This is a genomic window from Listeria sp. ILCC797 (genome assembly GCF_900186185.1).
Lineage (GTDB): Bacteria > Bacillota > Bacilli > Lactobacillales > Listeriaceae > Listeria > Listeria goaensis.
This window is the reverse complement of sequence record NZ_FYBS01000011.1, coordinates 23,911-42,980: the sequence shown is the minus strand read 5'-3', so window position 1 is coordinate 42,980 and position 19,070 is coordinate 23,911. Positions and strand designations below refer to the sequence as shown.

The window sequence follows — 19,070 nt, the reverse complement described above, 5'->3', positions numbered from 1 at the left end:
AATTTCGCTCTTCTCTATTTTAGCTGATTATCGTTATTTTTACCAATTAATGGCGGAAACGCGTGACAATATTCATGTAGCTGTTCACACAAATCCAGTAATAAAAACCATAAAAAATGCAGTACACACTTGTGACGATAATGACAGGCCACTGCAAACTATAATCGATATTTCTTGATAGCCCAATCATGGCAATCATGCTGTGTGAAAGGCCAAGTAAGAGCGGGATAATAAACATTGGCGCAATTTGTCTAGAAACAACACGCCTTAATTCTTTTCGCGTTAAGCCCAGTTTAAAGAGTGTCGTAAATTGATTTTGCTCTAAATAGGCGTCCGTCACTTGTTTAAAGTAAATGATACTGCCTGTTGCCATGAAGAAAACCAGTCCAATAAAGACGCCAATATAAAGAATCGTTCCCATTAAAATCGACACCATGTGATAGTTGGAATAATAGCTTGAAAAGTTTTCCGACCATAGATTTATTTTTCCTTCTGTGGCCATTTGAATTTTATTTCCTAAAGCTTCGGAATGATCGACTTCTGTCACATCATAGATGGAAACTTTTTGCGTGCGTAACTCTCCTGTAAGTTGATTATAAAACGCATCACTAACAACAAGCATCGCATCTGCAAAACCAGCATTAAAAATCGGATAATAGCGAAAATCGGTAATCGTGACATCGCCTAGTTTTTTTGTTTTATCGGTTGAAACAATTTTAAATTCTTCGCCTAGCAATTGTTGCACACGCTTATCACGTACATTGCTCATTGATTTTCCAACAAAAACAGCTTCACCCGTTTTTAAATTGTGAATGGGTTTATTATTCCTGTTTTCTACTAAATTAAGACGATTAAATTCTGATTCTGTAATGAAAGAAAACGTAGCTTTATTTTGATAGTAATCATACGGCATTTGGTCGAGTTCTTGCTCAACGTAAGCATCAATATAAGCACTTCTTGTCATGTAATTTAAATTATGATTCTTATCGCGCTTAATAATCCGCTCCACTTCAGCTTCTTTATTTGGTGTTAAATTTAAAAGTTGATAACTACTTGGATTTTCTTTTTGCACTTGATCGATGGTGATGTAATAGAAGCTACTAATAGCGCCGATGATAGTTAAAGTTGTGGCACTTAAAACGGCAATCATGGCTAATGTATTGGCATTTTTTTTCATGCGGTAGCGAAGGGATGTGACGGTGATTAAATTTGTTCCGCGATAATAGGCCTTTTTAAAGTTATAAAAATAACGTAACCCTAGTGGCATGGAGTAGCGAATAAAAATCCATGTTCCCAGTATAACTGACCCAAGGATCAATAAAATGCAGTTGCCAAATCCTACTTTTTCCCAAAAAGAAGAATTTACAACGATTTGAAGTGCTAAACAATAGCCAAAGACGATGAAAAGGAGTCCGGCAATGGTCAACATGAGCGAGCCTTTTACACGTTTCTCGCGTGTTTCGGATTTAAAGAGTTCGAGCAAACTGTAGCGAAAAATGATGTACACCGCATAGACTGACGTGACGCCCATGATGAGGAGGAAAGTATAGATGGTGTCTGTAATCGCCTTAGTAGACACAATTAGCTGTGTATCTACGCGTAAGTTGACAATCCAAAAGAGGAGCATAATGAACAGTTTGGAAAAGAAAATACCTGTCAAAATCCCCGCCACAAGCGCGAGCAAATAAGTTAACAAATTTTCAAAAATAATAATAATACTAATTTGCCCTCTTCTTAAACCGAGCAAAGCGTACAAGCCAAATTCCCTTTTTCTTTTTTTTAAAAAGTAGCTATTCGAATAAAAAATGAAAAAGCCGACAAATAAAATAAGAATGACGCCCGCTGATGAAAATAAAGAGTTCCCAACAACTTCCCAGTTTTTGAAAATTTTATTTATAAGCGGATTTTGCGAAAGCGACATAAAGGTAAAATAAATTAATACGCTAATCGCAATACTAATGAAGTAAATCAAATATTGGTTGAAATTTTTTCGCATGTTGGTGACAGCAATTTTAAAAAGCGTCATCAGCTTCACCGCCAAGCATCGCCAGCACATCTAATATTTTTTGAAAAAATTGTTTGCGCGTCGTTTTACCGCGGTGAATTTCTGTATAGATTTCACCATCTTTAATAAATAAGACGCGGTCTGAATAGCTTGACGCAAAAGCATCGTGCGTGACCATTAAAATCGTAGCACTTCCTTGTTCTTTCGCTTGCTTTAAACCTTCCAATAAGTTCGTTGCCGCCTTTGAATCAAGTGCACCGGTTGGTTCATCCGCAAAAATAAGCGCTGGCTTTGTAATCATCGCGCGGCAAACTGCTGTGCGTTGTTTTTGGCCGCCTGAAACTTCACTTGGAAATTTATCACGCAAATCATAAATGCCAAATTGCCTTGCAATCTCTTCAAAACGCACTTCAATTTCAATAGGTGGCACACGATTTAAAGAAAGCGGCAACACGATATTATCTTTTAGCGACATCGTTTCTAATAAATTATAATCTTGAAAAATAAAGCCTAATTGGTCCCGCCTAAACATCGCCAATTCCTTTTGGCGCATATCGGAAAGTGACTTCCCGTTAATTTCAATTTCACCAGAAGTGGGGCCATCAATTGATGATAGCACGTTTAAAAGTGTCGACTTTCCCGCACCAGACGGTCCCATGACACTAACAAACTCCCCCTTTCTCACCTCTAAAGAAATACTATTTAAAGCAGGAAAAAGACTTCCTTTTGACCCGTAAACTTTACGCACTTTATGGGCTTTTAAAATTAAATCTTCCATCGTTTTCCTCCTGATATTCAGTCATCTCGTGTTATTTTACAGTATACCGAAAGATTTGAACAAGGTCTATAGTTGTAGAAAGCTATTTTTTTCAAAAAAAAAAAGCAGATATTCTGCTTTTTAGAAAGATAATGCTGGTTCTTCCGACGTTTTACGATTTTCCTCGCCAAATTCCGCCATGCATTCCTGAATAAGCATTTCTAGCTCAGAAAGTGAGATTTCACTATCATACGCGGTAATATCCCACACAAGTTCTCTCTCTTCTTTAATAAACGTATAAATTTCAAGGCGTCCGTGTTGAAAAATTGTTACACGTGGCATTTTTAACTCGAGCTCACAAACGGCAGGCCAAGTTTGAAAATCGCCGCGATACGAAATTCCTTCTTTGGAAAGTTCAATAGTCGGCTGCACGTTTAAAAGCCGAAAAAACGGACGCAAAGTCGCCGCCGCTAGAAAAATGAGGAGAATGACTTCCTCCGTTCCCGTAACCCCTTTCAAATGACTAAAACTCAAATATATCAAGACGCAAACAGCCAAAGTCATCAGCACACTTGAAAAAACAAGCCGCCGATTTACCATCAACTTCATCGTCTCACCCGACTTCAATTTAGCTAAATTTCCCATCTTTTCGATCCTTCCTTTATCCACATAACTTCATTCTACACTAAATCCTACTGGATAAAAAGGGGCAACCTCCAAAATCAACATACTGACAAACGATGATTTTCGTTAGTTAGCATCACTTCGAACCATTGACCTTTAATTCTTAGAAGTGTTAAAATACTTGTAAATTGGGGGAGATAAATATGGTAAGACAACTTATTTTAACTGGCTTTATGGGAGCTGGCAAAACGACCATTGGAAAGCTCTTAGCAAACAAAATGGAACTTCCATTTATTGATATTGATAAGGAAATCGAAATCGAACAAGAAAAGTCAATTCGTGAGATTTTTGATACATATGGCGAAGAAGCCTTTCGCAAAATGGAGCGCGGAAAACTTGCCGAATTACGCGACACTTCTGCCGTGCTTTCAACCGGAGGAGGTATTGTGCTAGACGACAACAATCAAGCCTTCCTAATCCGCCACCCCGCGCCGGTTTTTTACTTAAGGACGAGCCCGAAAATCTTTCTACATCGCCTCAGAAACGACACGACAAGACCTCTCCTTCAGGCTAAAACGAGCGAGGAGATAACCGCCATTTTCGAAAGTCGCACACCACTATACGAGCAAACTGCTAATTATGTCATCATAACCGACAATAAAGATCCTTACGAAATTGCCGATGAAATTTTGGCGAAACTAAAATAACCCCTCGCTGCTGCGAGGGGTTATTTTAGACTGAATATGGTGTGAAGCTGTTTTATATTTGATTTTAGTTTACTGTATGCAGCGTTTACACCAAAGTTCTGGTAAAATTGCCGTGTAATCTTTCGTGAATGTCAATAAATCATAAAACATTTGGTCATAATATCCCGACTCGTCCACTTCAATTTCTTTTAAAACATGCAAAGCGTCGAGTGCCTTATCGCGCAAGGCAGGTAAAATATAACCGGTAATTTTAATTTGACCGAGTGCGGCACTAACAGCTATTTTCATGGATAAAAAGGTGTTTTCATCCTGGCTTTCGCGCATTTTTTGAAGCGTCGCAGCATCATAGTCTTTCGGCTCCACAAATGAAATCCCTTTTTCTTCCGCAAAATATTTCGGAAATGCAGATAAATTTAGCCCCTCATCTGATTTATCTTTAAAATAAGACGTTAGGCGATCTAAAACTTCTTGTCCTATAGCGCTACTAAACGGCGCCTCTTTTTGCTCCAAATCATAGTAAATATCCAAGTGAAAGTGTTCTGTAAAGTGCGGATGGCTCGTTTCCTTCTGAATCCCGTTCTCATTATCAAAATACATCGTCATACTCAAAGTCAACTACTCCTTCCATGTGAAGTTCTTCTCATAACGATTGTATCAAATTTTTTTGGAAAAAGCACGAGTATTTTTGTTTCATAGACTTGCCACTTCGATTCCCGCTCCCAACCAGTCTTTCTTAAAAGCGAACGCTGTGTCCACTTGTTGCATGACTAATAAACCGCTCAAAATACGGTCTACCTTCGCTGATATATCTGTCCTATCCTCTGAACTTTCAATCCTAGCGAGCTCACATAATCTAAATTCACATTTAAAAATCATAAGTCCATCTTCACGTGCAATCGCTCGTTTCAAAGTACATTCTAATAAATCTTTTGTTTCACAAAAGCGACCATTTAAACGAAGCCTTTCACAAAAACAGAACCACGTCGCTATTTGCAGCCGCTCAACATTTTGATAACCTTTGTACCGCTCTAACGATTTAAACACCCTGCTCGCTATCACATCAATTTGCGTAATATCAATCATATATAAAACATGACACATTACAATAAGCTCATAATACGTCCACTGCTCTTGTTCAGCTAACGTAACCCATATAGGAAGAATGAGCTTTTGGATAGCTTCATCAGTTTGCTGAGGCATGTATGCCCTTGTTATCGTTTCTAAATAAGCACAAAGTTTACGCTCTTTTTTTATTTCTTTCACTTGGGATAAAAGCTGGTTCATGTTTGTTCCAATGAAATCGCTACCCACCTTCAAAAATTGGTCCATAATTTCATCTAATGCCCTTTTCTGGTATCCCCGGCAAATAAAAATAAGCTCTTCAAAAGAAACTCCGTTATCTCGCAATACTTTTTCAAGTTTTTCCTGTCCAATATTTTGATGCCCACCCTCAATTCGGTACGCATACTTCTCTGACATGCGCTTGCCATAAAAATCCGTAATCGTTTCATTTTTATTTTTACGAACCACACGAAGCGCATTCCCAATTAATTTCGCTATTTCCATCTCGATGTCATCTCCCTTATTCTACTTATCAGTTGAATTTTCGTCGCATATAAATAAAGTATGTTATTCTAAAAAGTAGGGGCAAAACAATGTCTATATTTCATTCAGTGTAACATAAATACACAGAATAATGAACATTAATTTCTATTTACATAGTTCTAACAAGAAAGAATAGGTGAAAAAATGATACAAGTTCAAAACTTAGATATCGTTACACGGGAAACTTTACTAAAAGATAGCAACTTTACTTTTAAAGATGCTTTAATTTATGGAATATCAGCACCAAATGGCTCTGGAAAAACAACACTTTTACGTGTCTTAGCAGGTTTAAAGCCTGCCAATCGTGGACAAATTATTTTTAAAGAAAATCAGCTCTTTTTAAAATCAAAAGACGTCCGTCAAAAGCTTTTTTACTATGAAACTTCCGAATGGTTTAATCCAAACTTATCTGCATGGGACTACTTGCAATTTGTGCAAAAAATGTGGACTAGTACATCTGCTGATTTAGCAGAGATTATTCAATTTTGGGAACTAGAAGAATTTCTAAAAATACCTATCCGCAAATATTCTTTAGGTATGAAACAAAAAACATTGCTTGCGATGTATGCCGTTAGTCAAACAACTTACTGGCTTTTAGATGAGCCCACCAATGGATTAGATTACAAGAATCAAGAACGCTTTGTAACATTCATAGAGCAAGCAAAAGCCAGTGGTAAAACGATTATTTTCACCTCTCATCAGGACGATAAAATGTACGCTATTTCAGATGAGATTGTTCAAATTCACGACCGAAAACTACAAACAACGATAGAAATTTAAGGGGGGCAACCTATGCAACAGCAAACTTTTTATTTTAAGAAGTTTTTCAAAACAAAGGGAAACTGGATACCACTTTTTGTATTAGTAGCCACCATCTTATTTGTTCTAATTATGAATACAATAACAGAAAAAGAACACGATATGGCTGCTATCGCTGATTTGAACATGTCAATCAATGAGCAAGGTTTTAAAAACAACCAAAAAAAAAGAAATAATGGTGAGTTATCAAAAGAGGATGAACAATTACTTGATGAAAATCAAGTAAGCACTCAACAACTTTTGACTACCTATCAGAAAATTCGCGATTACTATAATTCGGGACAATACAAACAAGCATACGCTTTGAAAATTAAAGAAATCGAAAAATCTATTGCTTTTGAAAAAGAAACCTTTACGGATAATGGAATGGAATCCCTCAATATCCGTGACTTAACCAAATATAAGAAATTACAAGAATTAAATATTAACGAGCAAGTGGAAGATATGGAAACACAAGGATTCACCTATCTTTACCGTATGCTAGTAAATTTCTTCCCTCTACTCATTATTATTGTCAGTTGTTTCGCTCTAACTTCCGTTTTAACAGAACGATTTCATAATGGCTTAGATCGAATGAAATTGATGCCCCTTAGTAGCTTTAGAAATACAACAAAACGCTTAGTTTTTAGTACGTGTGTGGCACTTATCATTTATTTTTTAAGTATTCTTTTTGCGTTTCTTCCAGCAACAGTTTTATCTGGTCTAGGAAGCTTAAATTATCCAATTCTTTCAGAGATGAGTGGTGGATATGTAACCCTTCCTGTTGGAAAATTGTTGCTGGAAACCATCATTCTTCAAATGCTCAGTTTGTTAATTGTCATTTTAGTCATTGATTTAATTAGTAAAATAGTTAAGAAATCCATGCCCACTTTATTCTTAAGCCTAATTCTCTTAATTGCACCAACGTTTCTTATCGGCAAAGTGGTTTTTCTTGATAAAATAGCTGCTTTTCTACCAATGACTTATTTTAATTCCGGGCAAGTGACAAATTATTTTTTAGCGGAAGCATGTAACAATCCTACTATTACATTTGTTACTGGTGTAATCGTATTACTAATTAGTTTATGTCTTCTACTGGTGATTAATTATTATATAGATTGGAAAGGAGGTGAAAATAGCTCTCACTTTAAGCAAAAAAAATAAACACTTAGTGCTACTATAAACTTACACAAGGGAGTTGTTTACCAACATGAAAAAGGCTATGTACAAGATTGCGCTTGCGCTTATATTAATAACTGGAATTTTAATTACTATCACCCCAGATGCTATGTCAAAATCCGTGTTAAGCTGGCAAAAATATGATATCAATAAATATACTAAAAAACGTACAGTTGTATCAGAGCAATGGAAAAGTGTTCCAAATAACGTATACTGGCATAGTAGTAATGTAAACCGTGCTGGCAGTGGCTGGAATTATAATCGTTATGTTATTACATTAAAATATTTTGATGCGAAAACAAAAAGATATTATTAGAACTATAAGAAATTTTATAAAATACTTATCTACATAATATATTTAGATATTCCATAAGTTCATTTTTCGGAAAATAACACAAAACAAGTAATTTTATATTGAAAACACTTAGCCCGATGATTCTTTTGTATCATCGGGCTTTTTTATAGCATAAAACTCACTAAAAAATATATTTATTCCTCGACTGGTAAAGAGAAACAAATGTTGTCAGCTCTTGCGCAGTGCCTGAATACGTCCTCTTTGCTTGCAATTTTATCCAACTTGAGACTCCTGTTATAATTCCAAAGATACGACATTTTCAATATGCGTCGTCATCGGAAACATGTCCACAGGTTGGACGGCTGAAACTTTATACCCGCCTTCGTTTAAGATGCGTAAGTCGCGGGCAAGGGTTGCTGGGTCACAGGATACGTAGACGACTTTTTTCGGTTTCATTTTTAAGATAGTGGCAAGCAATTTTTCGTCGCAGCCTTTTCTTGGGGGATCGACGACTAGGACGTCTGCGGTAATCCCATTTTTATACCAGTTGGGGATAACGTCTTCTGCTTTTCCGGTTTCAAACGTGACATTCTCGATTTGGTTTAGCTTGGCATTTGCTCGCGCGTCAAGGATGGCTTGGTTTACGATTTCGACGCCGTAAACATGTCTTGCTTTTTTGGCGAGGCAAAGCGAGATGGAGCCAATGCCACAATAGGCATCAATGACGGTTTCATTTCCGGTTAAATTCGCTGCATCAAGCGCTTTTTGATAAAGGACTTCCGTTTGCTCCGGATTGACTTGGTAGAAGCTCCGTGCTGAAATTGCAAATTGAATCCCGTGAATGGTGTCTGTAATCGTATTTGGGCCATAAAGCGTGACCGTTTTATCGCCCAAAATGACGTTCGTTTTATTCGCATTGATGTTTTGGACGATGGAGGTGACACTTTGAACGCGTTTTTTAAGTTGTTCAAGGATAGCTGGTTTGTTTGGGAAATCAAGCGTGCGCGTGATTAAAACGAGCATGAGCTCACCTGATGTTTTGCCGACGCGCGTCATAATGTGGCGCAAATCGCCTTGGTGGGTTACTTCATTGTATGGCTCCGTGTAAAATTCCGCGAAAACCGCACGTGCTTCTTGAATGGCCGCATCGCTTTTCTCATCTTGAATGAGGCACGTATCCATATCAATGATGTCATGACTTCTCTTTTGATAAAAACCTGCGCCGAGTTTCCCGTTCACATAACCGACTGGCACTTGCGATTTGTTTCGGTAGCGGAACGGTTTTGCCATTCCAATTGTTGGCAGGACTTCGGTTTCGAGTTTACCGACGCGCTTCATAAGCTGTTCGACTTGCCTTCTTTTAAACAAAAGTTGCCCTTCATAAGAGAGGTGTTGGAGCTGGCAGCCGCCGCATTTTTGGTATACGGGGCAAGGTGGTGTGACGCGTTCTGGGCTTTCTTTTTCGAAGCTTTCGATTCTTCCGAAACCATACTTTTTGTTCACCTTGACCACTTTTACACGGACTTCTTCGCCTGGAAGCGCCGCAGGTATAAATAGCGGATAGCCGTCGATTTTGGCGATTCCGCTTCCGTCATGAGTTAAATCCTCGATGGTTACAGACAGTATTTGGTTTTTCTTTAACATTTCGTTTGGCATCTGGCGTTCTCCCCATTCAAAAAGCAGAGCGAGTGACTGCCCTGCTGTTATTTGATAATATATTCAATCCCAATTGGAACAGAAACATTTACTTGTTTCGTTTCTGAAAAAATGAGCCATGAGTTTCGAGTAACGTTGAAATCATAAAAGAATGTTTTAGGATAGGCTGTGACCGTTTTAGCTTTCGCCTCAAACGAATCATCTAGCGCTAAACTTTCTGTTGTGATGTTCATTTGCAAAGCTTTTATGCTTTTTGTCGCCAGTTCATTTGAAAACTCGACGGGCACTAAAGATTTGGCAGTCACTTGATTTTTTTTGCGTGTTAAATTGATGGTTTCATTGCTCGTTTGGATTTCACGCGTGCCACTTTCAATTTGATAATTAGAGAATCCATCGTAAGCATAATCCATAGGATATTTGAATTTCGAGTTATTGATATACTCCGCCACATTTGACGCAGCAATAACTAAGCGATATTCTTTAATCCCTTCGTACTTAGAATCTTCTTCTGAAAGTTGATTTAAAATTTCATGATTGGTGACATCGACAACTAAATTTCCGTTAGCTAATATATGAACCTCTGTATCTTTTTCGGCTGGTAAAAATGAAATGTCATCCGTTAATGGAATTGCTGTTTTCGTTGCAATCCACGATTTATTGCTTGCAATAAGCTCCGCTTCGCTTACTCTAGGTGTAATTTCCTCTGCTTGAACCTTCCAAACTACAAAAAGTGCGATAACAACTGAAAGGATGAATAGAGCACTTAGAAATAATGCTTTTTTGGGTCGGGCTACTTTTTCCAAGTTTGCTTCACCCACTTTCTATTTTTTGACTCTACCATTATACTGGCAAAACCAAAATAATACAATACCATGACAAAAAAGACATATTTTCGACTAATTTAAAGGGCTATTTCTTATATTTTACGGACTCTACTTTTTCTTCGTTATGACGGTCAACAAAATAGAGCGGACGTTGTTTCGTCTCGTTGAAGATTCGCCCTAAATATTCGCCAATAATTCCGAGTGAGAGCAATTGAATGCCGCCAAGGAATAATATTACGACCATAAGGGATGGGTAGCCACTTACACTTTCCCCAAAAAGAAGGGTTTTAATAAAGGTCCAAATCATGAAAATGAACGCAATAATTGAAATCAAAACGCCGCTAAGCGCTGAGAGTCTTAAAGGAGCCGTGGTAAATGATGTTATCCCTTCCATCGCTAAATTCATGAGTTGGAAATAATTCCATTTTGTTTGGCCGGCGCCGCGTTTGTCACGGTCAAATAAAATTTCTTTTTTGTGGAAACCTATCCAGCTAAACATTCCTTTTGTATAGCGTTGTGCCTCGCGAAACTCGCGCAGCGCATTCACTGCTCGGCGATCAAGCAATCTGAAATCTCCCGTATCTTCTTGGATAGGTACTTTCGTCAGCTTTTTAAGCAGTTTATAAAACTGTCTTGACGTCAGCTTCTTCATAGCACTTTCGCCGTCGCGCGATCTTCGTTTTGCGTAAACATCGTCGTAACCTTCTTCCCAGTATTGAATCATTTCTGGGATCAGTTCAGGCGGGTCTTGCAAATCTGCGTCCATAATAATTACTGCATCGCTGTCCGCATAGTCGAGTCCTGCAATCATCGCAATTTCTTTACCAAAATTTCGACTTAAGTTAATATAGCTTACTCTTTTATCCTGTTCACGGAGCTTTTTTAAGATTTCAAGTGTATTGTCTTTACTTCCGTCATTTACAAACAAAATTTCGAATGAATAGTTTTGAATCGTATCTAAAGTGAGTAAGACTTGATCGTAAAACATGTTTAGAACCTGCTCCTCATTGTAAGCTGGGACTAGAATCGTTATTTTTTTCATTTCCGCTCTTTCTCCTATCATTTACCCTTTTTAAATTTGAGAATCCGCTTGTTTTTTGCTGTCTAAATCAGTTGCTGGAATGGCATGCACATCGGCAAAAAATTCGATATGTTGGTTTAAATTTTCAAATGTCATTGGTGTTTCTCCGCCAAGTTCTCCGTCAAGATTAATAAGCATTTTTTCTTCGGATGTCACAATGACTTTTTTCGATTTCACGTAGATGATATTCGGTTCCTTAATGTGGTCGCCGCGAAGGGCGAGCGTCACTAATCGAATAAATTCTGCTAAGTTCACTTTTTTCAAGATGATGAGGGAAAACTTGCCGTCGTCTAGTTTTGCGTCAGGTGCAATTTTTTCGAAGCCTCCGATAGAGTTCGTCAAGCCAAGTAAAAAGAACATCGCTTTTCCTTCAAAGACACCATCATCATATTCGACACGCACGTCCGTCGCTTTTAAAGAAGGGAGCATTTCAATCCCTTTCAAATAATACGCGAGTTGCCCAAGCATCGTTTTTAGCTTGCTTGGCACATCATAGGTTAGCTCCGTAATCCGGCCGCCACCGCCAATATTAATGAAGTACGTTTCATTCGCCTTCCCAATATCCATCGCCACACTATCACCACGAGCAATGATTTCCGTTGCCTTCATAACGTCGCGCGGCACGTGTAGCGCCCTCGCAAAATCATTCGTTGTCCCAGTTGGAATGATGCCAACCTTTGGACGGTATTCTTGTTCAGCAATCCCATTGATGACTTCATTTATCGTTCCATCGCCACCTGCTGCGACGACTAAATCGTATTTTTCTTGCACGGCACGTCTAGCTTCACGTTCGGCATCACCTGGTTCTGGTGTTGTCGCATGGGCTGACGTTACATAACCGGCATTTTCTAAAACCATGAGCACATCTGCTAAATTCTTTTTTATGATTTCTCGTCCTGAAGTTGGATTATAGATGACACGGGCGCGCTTCGCCATGGAATTCATCCTCTCTCGCATAAAACTCATTACGTTTTATCTACAAATTTTCACTAACATTTTTATTATAGCAAAATGCGCCTTTTTTTAAAATAAAAAGAAGGGACTTTTTGTTGCCCCTCCTTCCAGTTTACTTAGCGCTTATTCATTTCGTCGATAAGTAATTTATTTACCATTGGCGGATTAGCTTGCCCTTTTGTTGCTTTCATCACTTGCCCAACTAGGAAGCCAACAGCACGATCCTTACCATTTTTGTAATCCTCAATCGATTGCGCGTTTCCGTCTAAAATGCCAGAAATGATGGCGCGTAATTCGCCTTCATCGGAAATTTGTACGAGCCCTTTCGCTTTGACAACTTCTTCCGCGTCCCCACCATTTTCGGCTAACTCACGGAAAACTTTTTTAGCGATTTTAGAAGAAATCGTGCCTTTTTCAATCAACTGAATCATCCCAGCTAAGTTTGCTGGCGTCAGCCCTGTTTCATGCAACTCTTTTTGCTCGGCGTTCAGGTAAGCGGACACTTCGCCCATAAGCCAGTTGGAGACCTGTTTTGCGTCTGCGCCTTCTTGTAAAGTAGCTTCAAAGAAATCAGACATTTCCTTTGTAAGTGTGAGCACCATCGCGTCATAGGTTGGCAAGCCTAGCTCGCTCACGTAGCGCGCTTGACGTTTGTCTGGAAGCTCTGGAATTTCAGCACGAATTCGTTCCATCCATGCGTCATCGATATAAAGATCGACTAAATCTGGTTCTGGGAAGTAACGATAATCATCAGAGCCTTCTTTCACGCGCATAAGTGATGTTTTACCTGTTGCCTCATCAAAACGGCGCGTTTCTTGTTCGATGATGCCGCCTGCCATGAGCACTTCTGCTTGGCGTTTTTCTTCATATTCAATTCCTTTACGCACATTATTAAAGGAGTTTAAATTTTTAAGCTCTGTTTTAACCCCAAATTCTTCTTGCCCAACTGGACGAATGGAAATATTCGCATCACACCGCATTGAGCCTTCTTCCATCTTCACATCGGATACACCCGTGTATTGAATGATTGATTTTAATTTTTCAAGATACGCGTATGCCTCGTCAGCAGAACGAATATCTGGCTCTGATACGATTTCAATAAGCGGCGTCCCTTGACGATTAATATCAACAAGCGAGTAACCTTTATTCGTATGCGTATTTTTCCCAGCATCTTCTTCTAAGTGAAGACGCGTGATGCCGATTTTCTTTTTGCGTCCGTCTACTTCAATTTCGATGTGCCCATGTTCCCCGATTGGCTTATCGAATTGCGAAATTTGGTACGCTTTCGGATTATCTGGATAAAAGTAGTTTTTGCGGTCAAACTTCGTATGTTTCGCGATATCACAATTGATTGCCATCGCGGCTTTCATACCAAACTCAACTGCCCGTTTATTTAAAACAGGTAAAACGCCTGGCATCCCTAAATCGACCACCGTAGTATTTGTATTCGGTTCTGCACCAAAATGCGCCGGAGCAGAAGAGAAAATTTTGGATTCTGTTTTTAATTCAACATGGACTTCAAGCCCGATAATAGTTTCAAAATTCATGACTGCACCGCCTTTTTATAATGATGGTTTTGCTTTATGAAAATCTGTTGCTTGCTCAAACGCATGCGCAACTTGATAAATTTGACCTTCTTTAAAATGATTGCCAATAATTTGTAAGCCTACAGGTAGACCGTCGCTTAGACCACACGGAACCGAAATCGCCGGAAGTCCTGCCAAGTTAATTGGAATCGTTAATAAGTCATTTTGATACATCGTAATTGGATCATGAATCATGCCATCAATATCAAAAGCAGTCGTCGGCGTACTTGGTCCAATAATGACATCGTAGTCCGCAAAAACTTTTTCAAAATCTTGCTTAATAAGCGTTCTCGCTTGCTGCGCTTTTTTGTAATACGCATCGTAATAACCCGAGCTTAGTGAATAAGTTCCGAGCATAATCCGGCGTTTCACTTCGTCGCCAAAGCCTTCTGAACGCGTTTTTTTGTAAAGCTCTTCAAGCGAATTCGCATTTTCCGTACGATAACCGTAACGCACACCATCAAAACGCGCTAAGTTCGAAGACGCTTCACTCGAGGCTAAAATATAGTAACTCGCTACCCCGTATTCAGAATGCGGCAAGGAAACTTCTTCCCAAGTTGCGCCAAGTTTTTCAAGTGTTTTTAAAGCTTCCATAACAGCGGTTTTCACACCAGGCTGTACACCATCGCCTAGGTACTCTTTTGGAACACCAATTTTAAGACCTTTTACATCACCCGTTAAGTATTCTGAGAAGTTTTCAACAGGCGCGTCAATCGACGTTGAGTCATTTTCATCTACGCCAGAAATTGCTTGCAGCAAGTAAGCATTATCCTCAACCGTCCGAGTAATAGGACCGATTTGATCAAGCGACGAGGCAAAAGCAATGAGCCCAAACCGAGAGATGCGGCCATATGTAGGTTTCATTCCGACTACGCCACAAAAAGCGGCAGGCTGGCGGATGGAACCACCTGTATCTGAACCGAGTGAGAAGAGTACTTCAGACGCGGCTACAGCAGCAGCACTCCCGCCTGATGACCCACCAGGTACTTTCGATAAGTCCCACGGGTTGTATGTTTTGTGGAAATGAGACGTTTCGGTCGATGAACCCATCGCAAACTCGTCCATATTTAATTTCCCGATGTTGATAACTTGGGCTTGTTTTAGTTTCCAGACGACAGTCGCATCATAAATTGGGTCAAAGTTGTATAAAATCTTACTTGCCGCTGTTGTTCGTAAGTTTTTCGTAACAATATTATCTTTAAGTCCGATTGGCAAGCCAGCGAGCATGTTTGCTGGATCAATGCCAGAATCGCCTAATTCTTCTGCGACGTCGAGCGCTGTTTCTTTGTTTAATGTTATAAATGATTGTACTTTATCTTCTACTGCCTCAATGCGGTCAAAAGATTCTTTCACCAAATCAAAAGGGGAAATTTCTTTTTTGACGAGCATGTCATGCAAGTTTTTTACTGAGTGTTCGAATAATCCCAAAATGAATTCCCTCCTTAATCCTCTAAAATCGTTGGTACTTTAAACATGCCGTCCTGTGTGTCAGGCGCGTTACGGAGTACTTTTTCACGTTTTAATCCCGGGTGAGAAACATCTTCCCGTAAAACATTTGAAACCTCAATTGCATGAGAAGTTGGCTCAACATTGGCTGTATTTAGCTGGTCCAGTTTTTCCACCATTTCAATAATATTGCCTAGTTGGCCTGCAAAAACATCTGCCTCTGCGCCAGAAACATCAAGCTTAGCTAAATTGGCCACTTTTAAAACGGTCTCTTTTGATATGTTCGTCAAGACGCCATCCTCCTTTTCGTTTTTTCCACTAATGGTAAAATTATATCATAGAAGCGACTATTCGGATATAAAAAATACCGGAAAACGTGAAAAGTTCCTAGCGAATGCTAGGAACTTTTTTAATTAATTATAAATGTGCGCGTTCGCTGCGCTGTCGCTTGGTTTGCGCGTAATTAATGCGGCAGGACCATCAGAAGTTGAAATGCTAACTTGGATATTCGCTTCTTTTGGTAAATGCTTGCCAATTAAATCGGTAACATATTGCGTGAAACCGATAATTTCCGCTTCCCCGTAAAATTGAAGGGGGATATCGACGTTTAAGTCTGCCATTTGGCCATCTTCATAACGTGCGCGTCCCACAACCCCAGTGAAGTTCGGATAGTATTTTTCAATATCGGCCTGGAAGTTTAAGAATGAATCATTGTCTGCCTTGTGGTCAGATTGTGCCTCTGCACTTGGCAAAACATAATTTTTTTCTTTGATTGTTTTAAAGTTGCCAATGTCATTGCCGTTTGTTGTTGCATAAGCGATATAATTCCCCGGGGCAACGGCATCACGTCGGCCTTGTTTATAAATGGCAATCGTGACGGGGACATTTTCTAGCCCTTTCGTTTGGCGAATTCGCGTTAAAATCGTTTGAGCCATTGCTTTTCCTTCTGATAACAATTTATCATCGCTAATCTCTTGCTCAAATGTGTCACCGTATTGTTCCTTTTGGTAATAATCAACGGAATTCATCGCGAGCGCAATGGATACACCACCGAGTGCGACCGTGTCTTTATCCGTTTTCTTCAAATAGTTTTGTTCTAAAATATGCGCTAAATAAATAGGATTACGGTTAGCACCGAAACCGTTATCTACTGGATTCAAACCGTCTTTATTTTTATCGCTTTTACGACTAAGCCAAGACGTTAACAATTCTTTATCCAAATATTGTCCTTCTTGGAAAAGGTAATCGTCCGGTGAATATTCATTTTGCGAAACACGCATTAAACCAGACTCTAATTCGTTAATGTCATAACGCGAATAAATATTCGATACAACGAGTCCTCTTGATTTACTCGCTTTATAGGGCAGAACCGTCTTATAGTAATTCTCAGAAATTTGATTTTTCGTCATAATTCCGGTTTCGCTTTTCTTTTCTTCGTCTTTTGTGACCACTTTCTCATCTGATGACAGTTTTGGGGCACAACCTGTGAGTACAAGTAGCGAAGCCAAAACGAGTATTAAATATTTTTTCATTATTTATAATTCACCCTCATCTGGTAAGTATTCCATAAGCTCTTCTTCCGACCAGACAGGTATGCCGAGTTCATTTGCCTTTTCAAGCTTAGAACCTGCATCGCTGCCCGCAACAACAACATCCGTCTTTTTGCTGACGCTACCGGAAACATCGCCGCCAAGTTTCTCAATTAGGGCTTTCGCTTCGTTTCGCGTAAGCTGTTCCAATTTCCCAGTTAAAACTACCTTTTTCCCGGAAAAAACTAAGTCTTCCTCATCTTGCTCTTCGATGCGTGGACCTGTGTAGGTCATGTTCACGCCAGCCGCTTCGAGTTCAGCGAGCAGTTCGTGGACTTCTTCATTTTCGAAATAAGTGACGATGCTATCCGCCATTTTTTCGCCAATGTCGGCCGTATTTTGAAGGGTTTCCTTATCTGCTTTTCTGAGGGCGTCCATCGTGTCAAAGCGGAGTGCGAGCGTGCGCGCCGCCTTTTCACCTACGTGACGAATGCCAAGACCAAATAGCAATCGTTCGAGCGAATTTTGCTTGCTTGCTTCAATGCTCGAAAGCAAATTGGAAACAGATTTTTCTCCCATTCTTTCTAATTCTAACAGTTTTTCTTTTGAAAGGGAAAACAAATCTGCAACATCGGCAATGAGGTTGTGTGAAAAGAGCTGAATAATCACTTTTTCGCCAAGTCCATCAATATTCATTGCATTGCGCGATACAAAATGAATGAGTCCTTCCTTAATTTGCGCTGGGCATTTTGGATTGATACAGCGCAGTGCGACCTCTTCTTCGAGGCGAACAAGTTCGCTTCCGCAGTCTGGGCAAACTTTTGGCATGTGAAACGGCTCTTCTGCACCAGTTCGTTTTTCTGGGATGCTGCGAATCACTTCGGGAATAATATCGCCTGCTTTTTTGATGACAACGGTATCGCCAACACGTATATCTTTTTCATGGATTAAATCTTCGTTATGAAGGGACGCACGGCCAACTGTTGTACCCGCTACTTGAACGGGTTCTAAAATAGCAGTTGGTGTGACAACGCCTGTTCGACCAACGCGAAGTTCAATATCAAGTAATGTCGTTTCGACTTCTTCAGCCGGGAATTTGTAAGCAATTGCCCAGCGTGGTGTTTTAACACGTGCGCCAAGCTCATTTTGTTGCGCCAAATCATTGACTTTAATGACAATCCCATCGATATCGTAATCGAGCGATGTTCGTTTTTCTGTCCACTTTTTAATATAAGCAAACACTTCATCCATTGTGCCGCAAACAGCGCGTTCTTTGTTCGTTCTAAGACCGAGTTCGCCGAGCATGTCCAAGCCATCGCTATGTTTTTTGACGCCCATTTCACCAAAATCAGCCACCGCATAAAGGAAAATATCCAAATTCCGCGATGCCGCAATTTTTGTATCGAGCTGTCTAAGCGAACCAGCCGCCGCATTACGCGGATTTGCGAACAGCATGAGGCCTTCTTGTTCGCGTGTTTCATTTAAGTTTTTAAATGATTTTTTAGGCATGAAAGCTTCGCCGCGGACTTCAATTGAAAAGTCGCGTTTTAGTTTCATGGGGATGGACCGAATTGTCCGCAGATTTGCGGTAATGTCTTCACCGGTTGTGCCGTCGCCACGAGTCGCGCCGCGCTTATAGCGACCAGCTTCGTATTCGAGTGAAACGGCAAGGCCATCAATTTTAAGTTCGCACATATATTCGCGGTCGTCGCCGACTTTTTCGCGTACACGGCGGTCAAAATCGAGCAGATCCTGTTCGTTAAATGCATTGGCCAAGCTTAACATTGGCGTTTTATGTGCCACTTTATCGAAGCCTTCTAAAACTTCACCGCCGATTCGTTGTGACGGTGAGTCACTTGTTATCCAATTAGGGTGCTTTTCTTCTAAAGCGATTAGTTCGTGGAGCAATTTATCATAGACAGCATCTTCTACGGTTGGCTTGTCTAGGGCATAATACTCGTAACTATACTGATTAAGTTCAGCGATAATTTCGTCGTATCTAGTTCTTTCACTCATGCTCTCTA

Annotated in this window: 18 protein-coding genes; 4 read left to right on the top strand and 14 right to left on the bottom strand. The window is 39.8% G+C overall.

Translation table 11 applies throughout. From position 1 onward, the window contains the following. Positions 1–46: 46 nt before the first annotated feature. The 3 genes from BN1609_RS11325 to BN1609_RS11315 form a co-directional block, all read right to left on the bottom strand. Positions 47–2,026, bottom strand: coding sequence for an ABC transporter permease (locus tag BN1609_RS11325; RefSeq protein WP_088816215.1), 1,980 nt, complete (start codon positions 2,024–2,026; stop codon positions 47–49). After that, positions 2,013–2,783: an ABC transporter ATP-binding protein gene (locus BN1609_RS11320; RefSeq protein ID WP_088810874.1), complete on the bottom strand. Its 771-nt coding sequence runs from the start codon at positions 2,781–2,783 to the stop codon at positions 2,013–2,015. Before BN1609_RS11320 ends, BN1609_RS11325 begins: the two co-directional genes overlap by 14 nt. 120 nt (positions 2,784–2,903) lie before the next feature. Further along, positions 2,904–3,407, bottom strand: a complete 504-nt coding sequence (locus tag BN1609_RS11315; RefSeq protein ID WP_240310392.1) for a hypothetical protein — start codon at positions 3,405–3,407, stop codon at positions 2,904–2,906. 182 nt (positions 3,408–3,589) lie between these two features. Here BN1609_RS11315 and BN1609_RS11310 point away from each other — a divergent pair, with 182 nt between their 5' ends. Beyond that, a complete protein-coding gene (locus tag BN1609_RS11310) occupies positions 3,590–4,093 on the top strand; it encodes a shikimate kinase (protein ID WP_088810873.1) in 504 nt (167 codons plus the stop codon). A gap of 69 nt (positions 4,094–4,162) precedes the next feature. On the opposite strand, the gene BN1609_RS11305 is transcribed toward BN1609_RS11310, so the two are convergent. Both BN1609_RS11305 and BN1609_RS11300 read right to left on the bottom strand, forming a co-directional pair. After that, positions 4,163–4,702, bottom strand: coding sequence for a molybdate metabolism regulator (locus tag BN1609_RS11305; RefSeq protein WP_369821473.1), 540 nt, complete (start codon positions 4,700–4,702; stop codon positions 4,163–4,165). An 81-nt stretch (positions 4,703–4,783) separates the two neighbouring features. Beyond that, entirely contained in the window at positions 4,784–5,659 is an 876-nt protein-coding gene (locus BN1609_RS11300) for a hypothetical protein (RefSeq protein ID WP_088840868.1), read from the bottom strand. Positions 5,660–5,842: 183 nt separating this feature from the next. On the opposite strand from BN1609_RS11300, the gene BN1609_RS11295 reads away from it, so the two are divergent. The 3 genes from BN1609_RS11295 to BN1609_RS11285 are packed head-to-tail and all read left to right on the top strand — an operon-like array spanning position 5,843 to position 7,991. Beyond that, the gene (locus BN1609_RS11295) at positions 5,843–6,478 is read left to right on the top strand and encodes an ABC transporter ATP-binding protein (RefSeq protein ID WP_088810871.1); all 636 of its coding nucleotides are present in this window, start codon (positions 5,843–5,845) and stop codon (positions 6,476–6,478) included. Positions 6,479–6,490: 12 nt separating this feature from the next. Beyond that, positions 6,491–7,660, top strand: a complete 1,170-nt coding sequence (locus tag BN1609_RS11290; protein WP_088840867.1) for an ABC transporter permease — start codon at positions 6,491–6,493, stop codon at positions 7,658–7,660. A 46-nt stretch (positions 7,661–7,706) separates the two neighbouring features. Further along, positions 7,707–7,991 (top strand): hypothetical protein, encoded by a 285-nt coding sequence (locus BN1609_RS11285; RefSeq protein WP_088810869.1) that lies wholly within the window; start codon positions 7,707–7,709, stop codon positions 7,989–7,991. Between the two features lie 273 nt (positions 7,992–8,264). Here the strand turns inward: BN1609_RS11285 and rlmD are convergent, their stop codons facing one another. From rlmD to ligA, 9 genes are all read right to left on the bottom strand, one after another. Next, entirely contained in the window at positions 8,265–9,626 is a 1,362-nt protein-coding gene (rlmD, locus tag BN1609_RS11280; RefSeq protein WP_088840866.1) for a 23S rRNA (uracil(1939)-C(5))-methyltransferase RlmD, read from the bottom strand. Positions 9,627–9,673: 47 nt separating this feature from the next. After that, positions 9,674–10,429 (bottom strand): hypothetical protein, encoded by a 756-nt coding sequence (locus BN1609_RS11275; protein WP_088840865.1) that lies wholly within the window; start codon positions 10,427–10,429, stop codon positions 9,674–9,676. 106 nt (positions 10,430–10,535) lie between these two features. Continuing rightward, positions 10,536–11,492, bottom strand: a complete 957-nt coding sequence (locus BN1609_RS11270; protein WP_088810866.1) for a glycosyltransferase family 2 protein — start codon at positions 11,490–11,492, stop codon at positions 10,536–10,538. Positions 11,493–11,522: 30 nt separating this feature from the next. Then, on the bottom strand, positions 11,523–12,467 hold the full coding sequence (locus tag BN1609_RS11265; protein ID WP_088810865.1) for a diacylglycerol kinase: 945 nt from the start codon (positions 12,465–12,467) through the stop codon (positions 11,523–11,525). A gap of 134 nt (positions 12,468–12,601) precedes the next feature. Then, positions 12,602–14,032, bottom strand: coding sequence for an Asp-tRNA(Asn)/Glu-tRNA(Gln) amidotransferase subunit GatB (gene gatB / locus BN1609_RS11260; protein ID WP_088810864.1), 1,431 nt, complete (start codon positions 14,030–14,032; stop codon positions 12,602–12,604). A 15-nt stretch (positions 14,033–14,047) separates the two neighbouring features. Beyond that, the gene (gene gatA / locus BN1609_RS11255; protein WP_088840864.1) at positions 14,048–15,499 is read right to left on the bottom strand and encodes an Asp-tRNA(Asn)/Glu-tRNA(Gln) amidotransferase subunit GatA; all 1,452 of its coding nucleotides are present in this window, start codon (positions 15,497–15,499) and stop codon (positions 14,048–14,050) included. 14 nt (positions 15,500–15,513) lie between these two features. Continuing rightward, positions 15,514–15,807, bottom strand: a complete 294-nt coding sequence (gatC, locus tag BN1609_RS11250; RefSeq protein ID WP_088810862.1) for an Asp-tRNA(Asn)/Glu-tRNA(Gln) amidotransferase subunit GatC — start codon at positions 15,805–15,807, stop codon at positions 15,514–15,516. A 123-nt stretch (positions 15,808–15,930) separates the two neighbouring features. Next, positions 15,931–17,049: a CamS family sex pheromone protein gene (locus BN1609_RS11245; protein WP_088810861.1), complete on the bottom strand. Its 1,119-nt coding sequence runs from the start codon at positions 17,047–17,049 to the stop codon at positions 15,931–15,933. Between the two features lie 3 nt (positions 17,050–17,052). Further along, positions 17,053–19,062, bottom strand: a complete 2,010-nt coding sequence (gene ligA / locus BN1609_RS11240; protein WP_088810860.1) for an NAD-dependent DNA ligase LigA — start codon at positions 19,060–19,062, stop codon at positions 17,053–17,055. Between the last annotated feature and the right edge of the window lie 8 nt (positions 19,063–19,070).

Excerpts from the sequence above, each read along its gene's own strand:
- BN1609_RS11325 (WP_088816215.1), bottom strand. The coding sequence starts at position 2,026 with ATGACGCTTTTTAAAATTGCTGTCACCAACATGCGAAAAAATTTCAAC.
- BN1609_RS11320 (WP_088810874.1), bottom strand. The coding sequence starts at position 2,783 with ATGGAAGATTTAATTTTAAAAGCCCATAAAGTGCGTAAAGTTTACGGG.
- BN1609_RS11315 (WP_240310392.1), bottom strand. The coding sequence starts at position 3,407 with ATGGGAAATTTAGCTAAATTGAAGTCGGGTGAGACGATGAAGTTGATG.
- BN1609_RS11310 (WP_088810873.1), top strand. The coding sequence starts at position 3,590 with ATGGTAAGACAACTTATTTTAACTGGCTTTATGGGAGCTGGCAAAACG.
- BN1609_RS11300 (WP_088840868.1), bottom strand. The coding sequence starts at position 5,659 with ATGGAAATAGCGAAATTAATTGGGAATGCGCTTCGTGTGGTTCGTAAA.
- BN1609_RS11295 (WP_088810871.1), top strand. The coding sequence starts at position 5,843 with ATGATACAAGTTCAAAACTTAGATATCGTTACACGGGAAACTTTACTA.
- BN1609_RS11290 (WP_088840867.1), top strand. The coding sequence starts at position 6,491 with ATGCAACAGCAAACTTTTTATTTTAAGAAGTTTTTCAAAACAAAGGGA.
- BN1609_RS11285 (WP_088810869.1), top strand. The coding sequence starts at position 7,707 with ATGAAAAAGGCTATGTACAAGATTGCGCTTGCGCTTATATTAATAACT.
- rlmD (WP_088840866.1), bottom strand. The coding sequence starts at position 9,626 with ATGCCAAACGAAATGTTAAAGAAAAACCAAATACTGTCTGTAACCATC.
- BN1609_RS11270 (WP_088810866.1), bottom strand. The coding sequence starts at position 11,492 with ATGAAAAAAATAACGATTCTAGTCCCAGCTTACAATGAGGAGCAGGTT.
- BN1609_RS11265 (WP_088810865.1), bottom strand. The coding sequence starts at position 12,467 with ATGGCGAAGCGCGCCCGTGTCATCTATAATCCAACTTCAGGACGAGAA.
- gatB (WP_088810864.1), bottom strand. The coding sequence starts at position 14,032 with ATGAATTTTGAAACTATTATCGGGCTTGAAGTCCATGTTGAATTAAAA.
- BN1609_RS11245 (WP_088810861.1), bottom strand. The coding sequence starts at position 17,049 with ATGAAAAAATATTTAATACTCGTTTTGGCTTCGCTACTTGTACTCACA.
- ligA (WP_088810860.1), bottom strand. The coding sequence starts at position 19,062 with ATGAGTGAAAGAACTAGATACGACGAAATTATCGCTGAACTTAATCAG.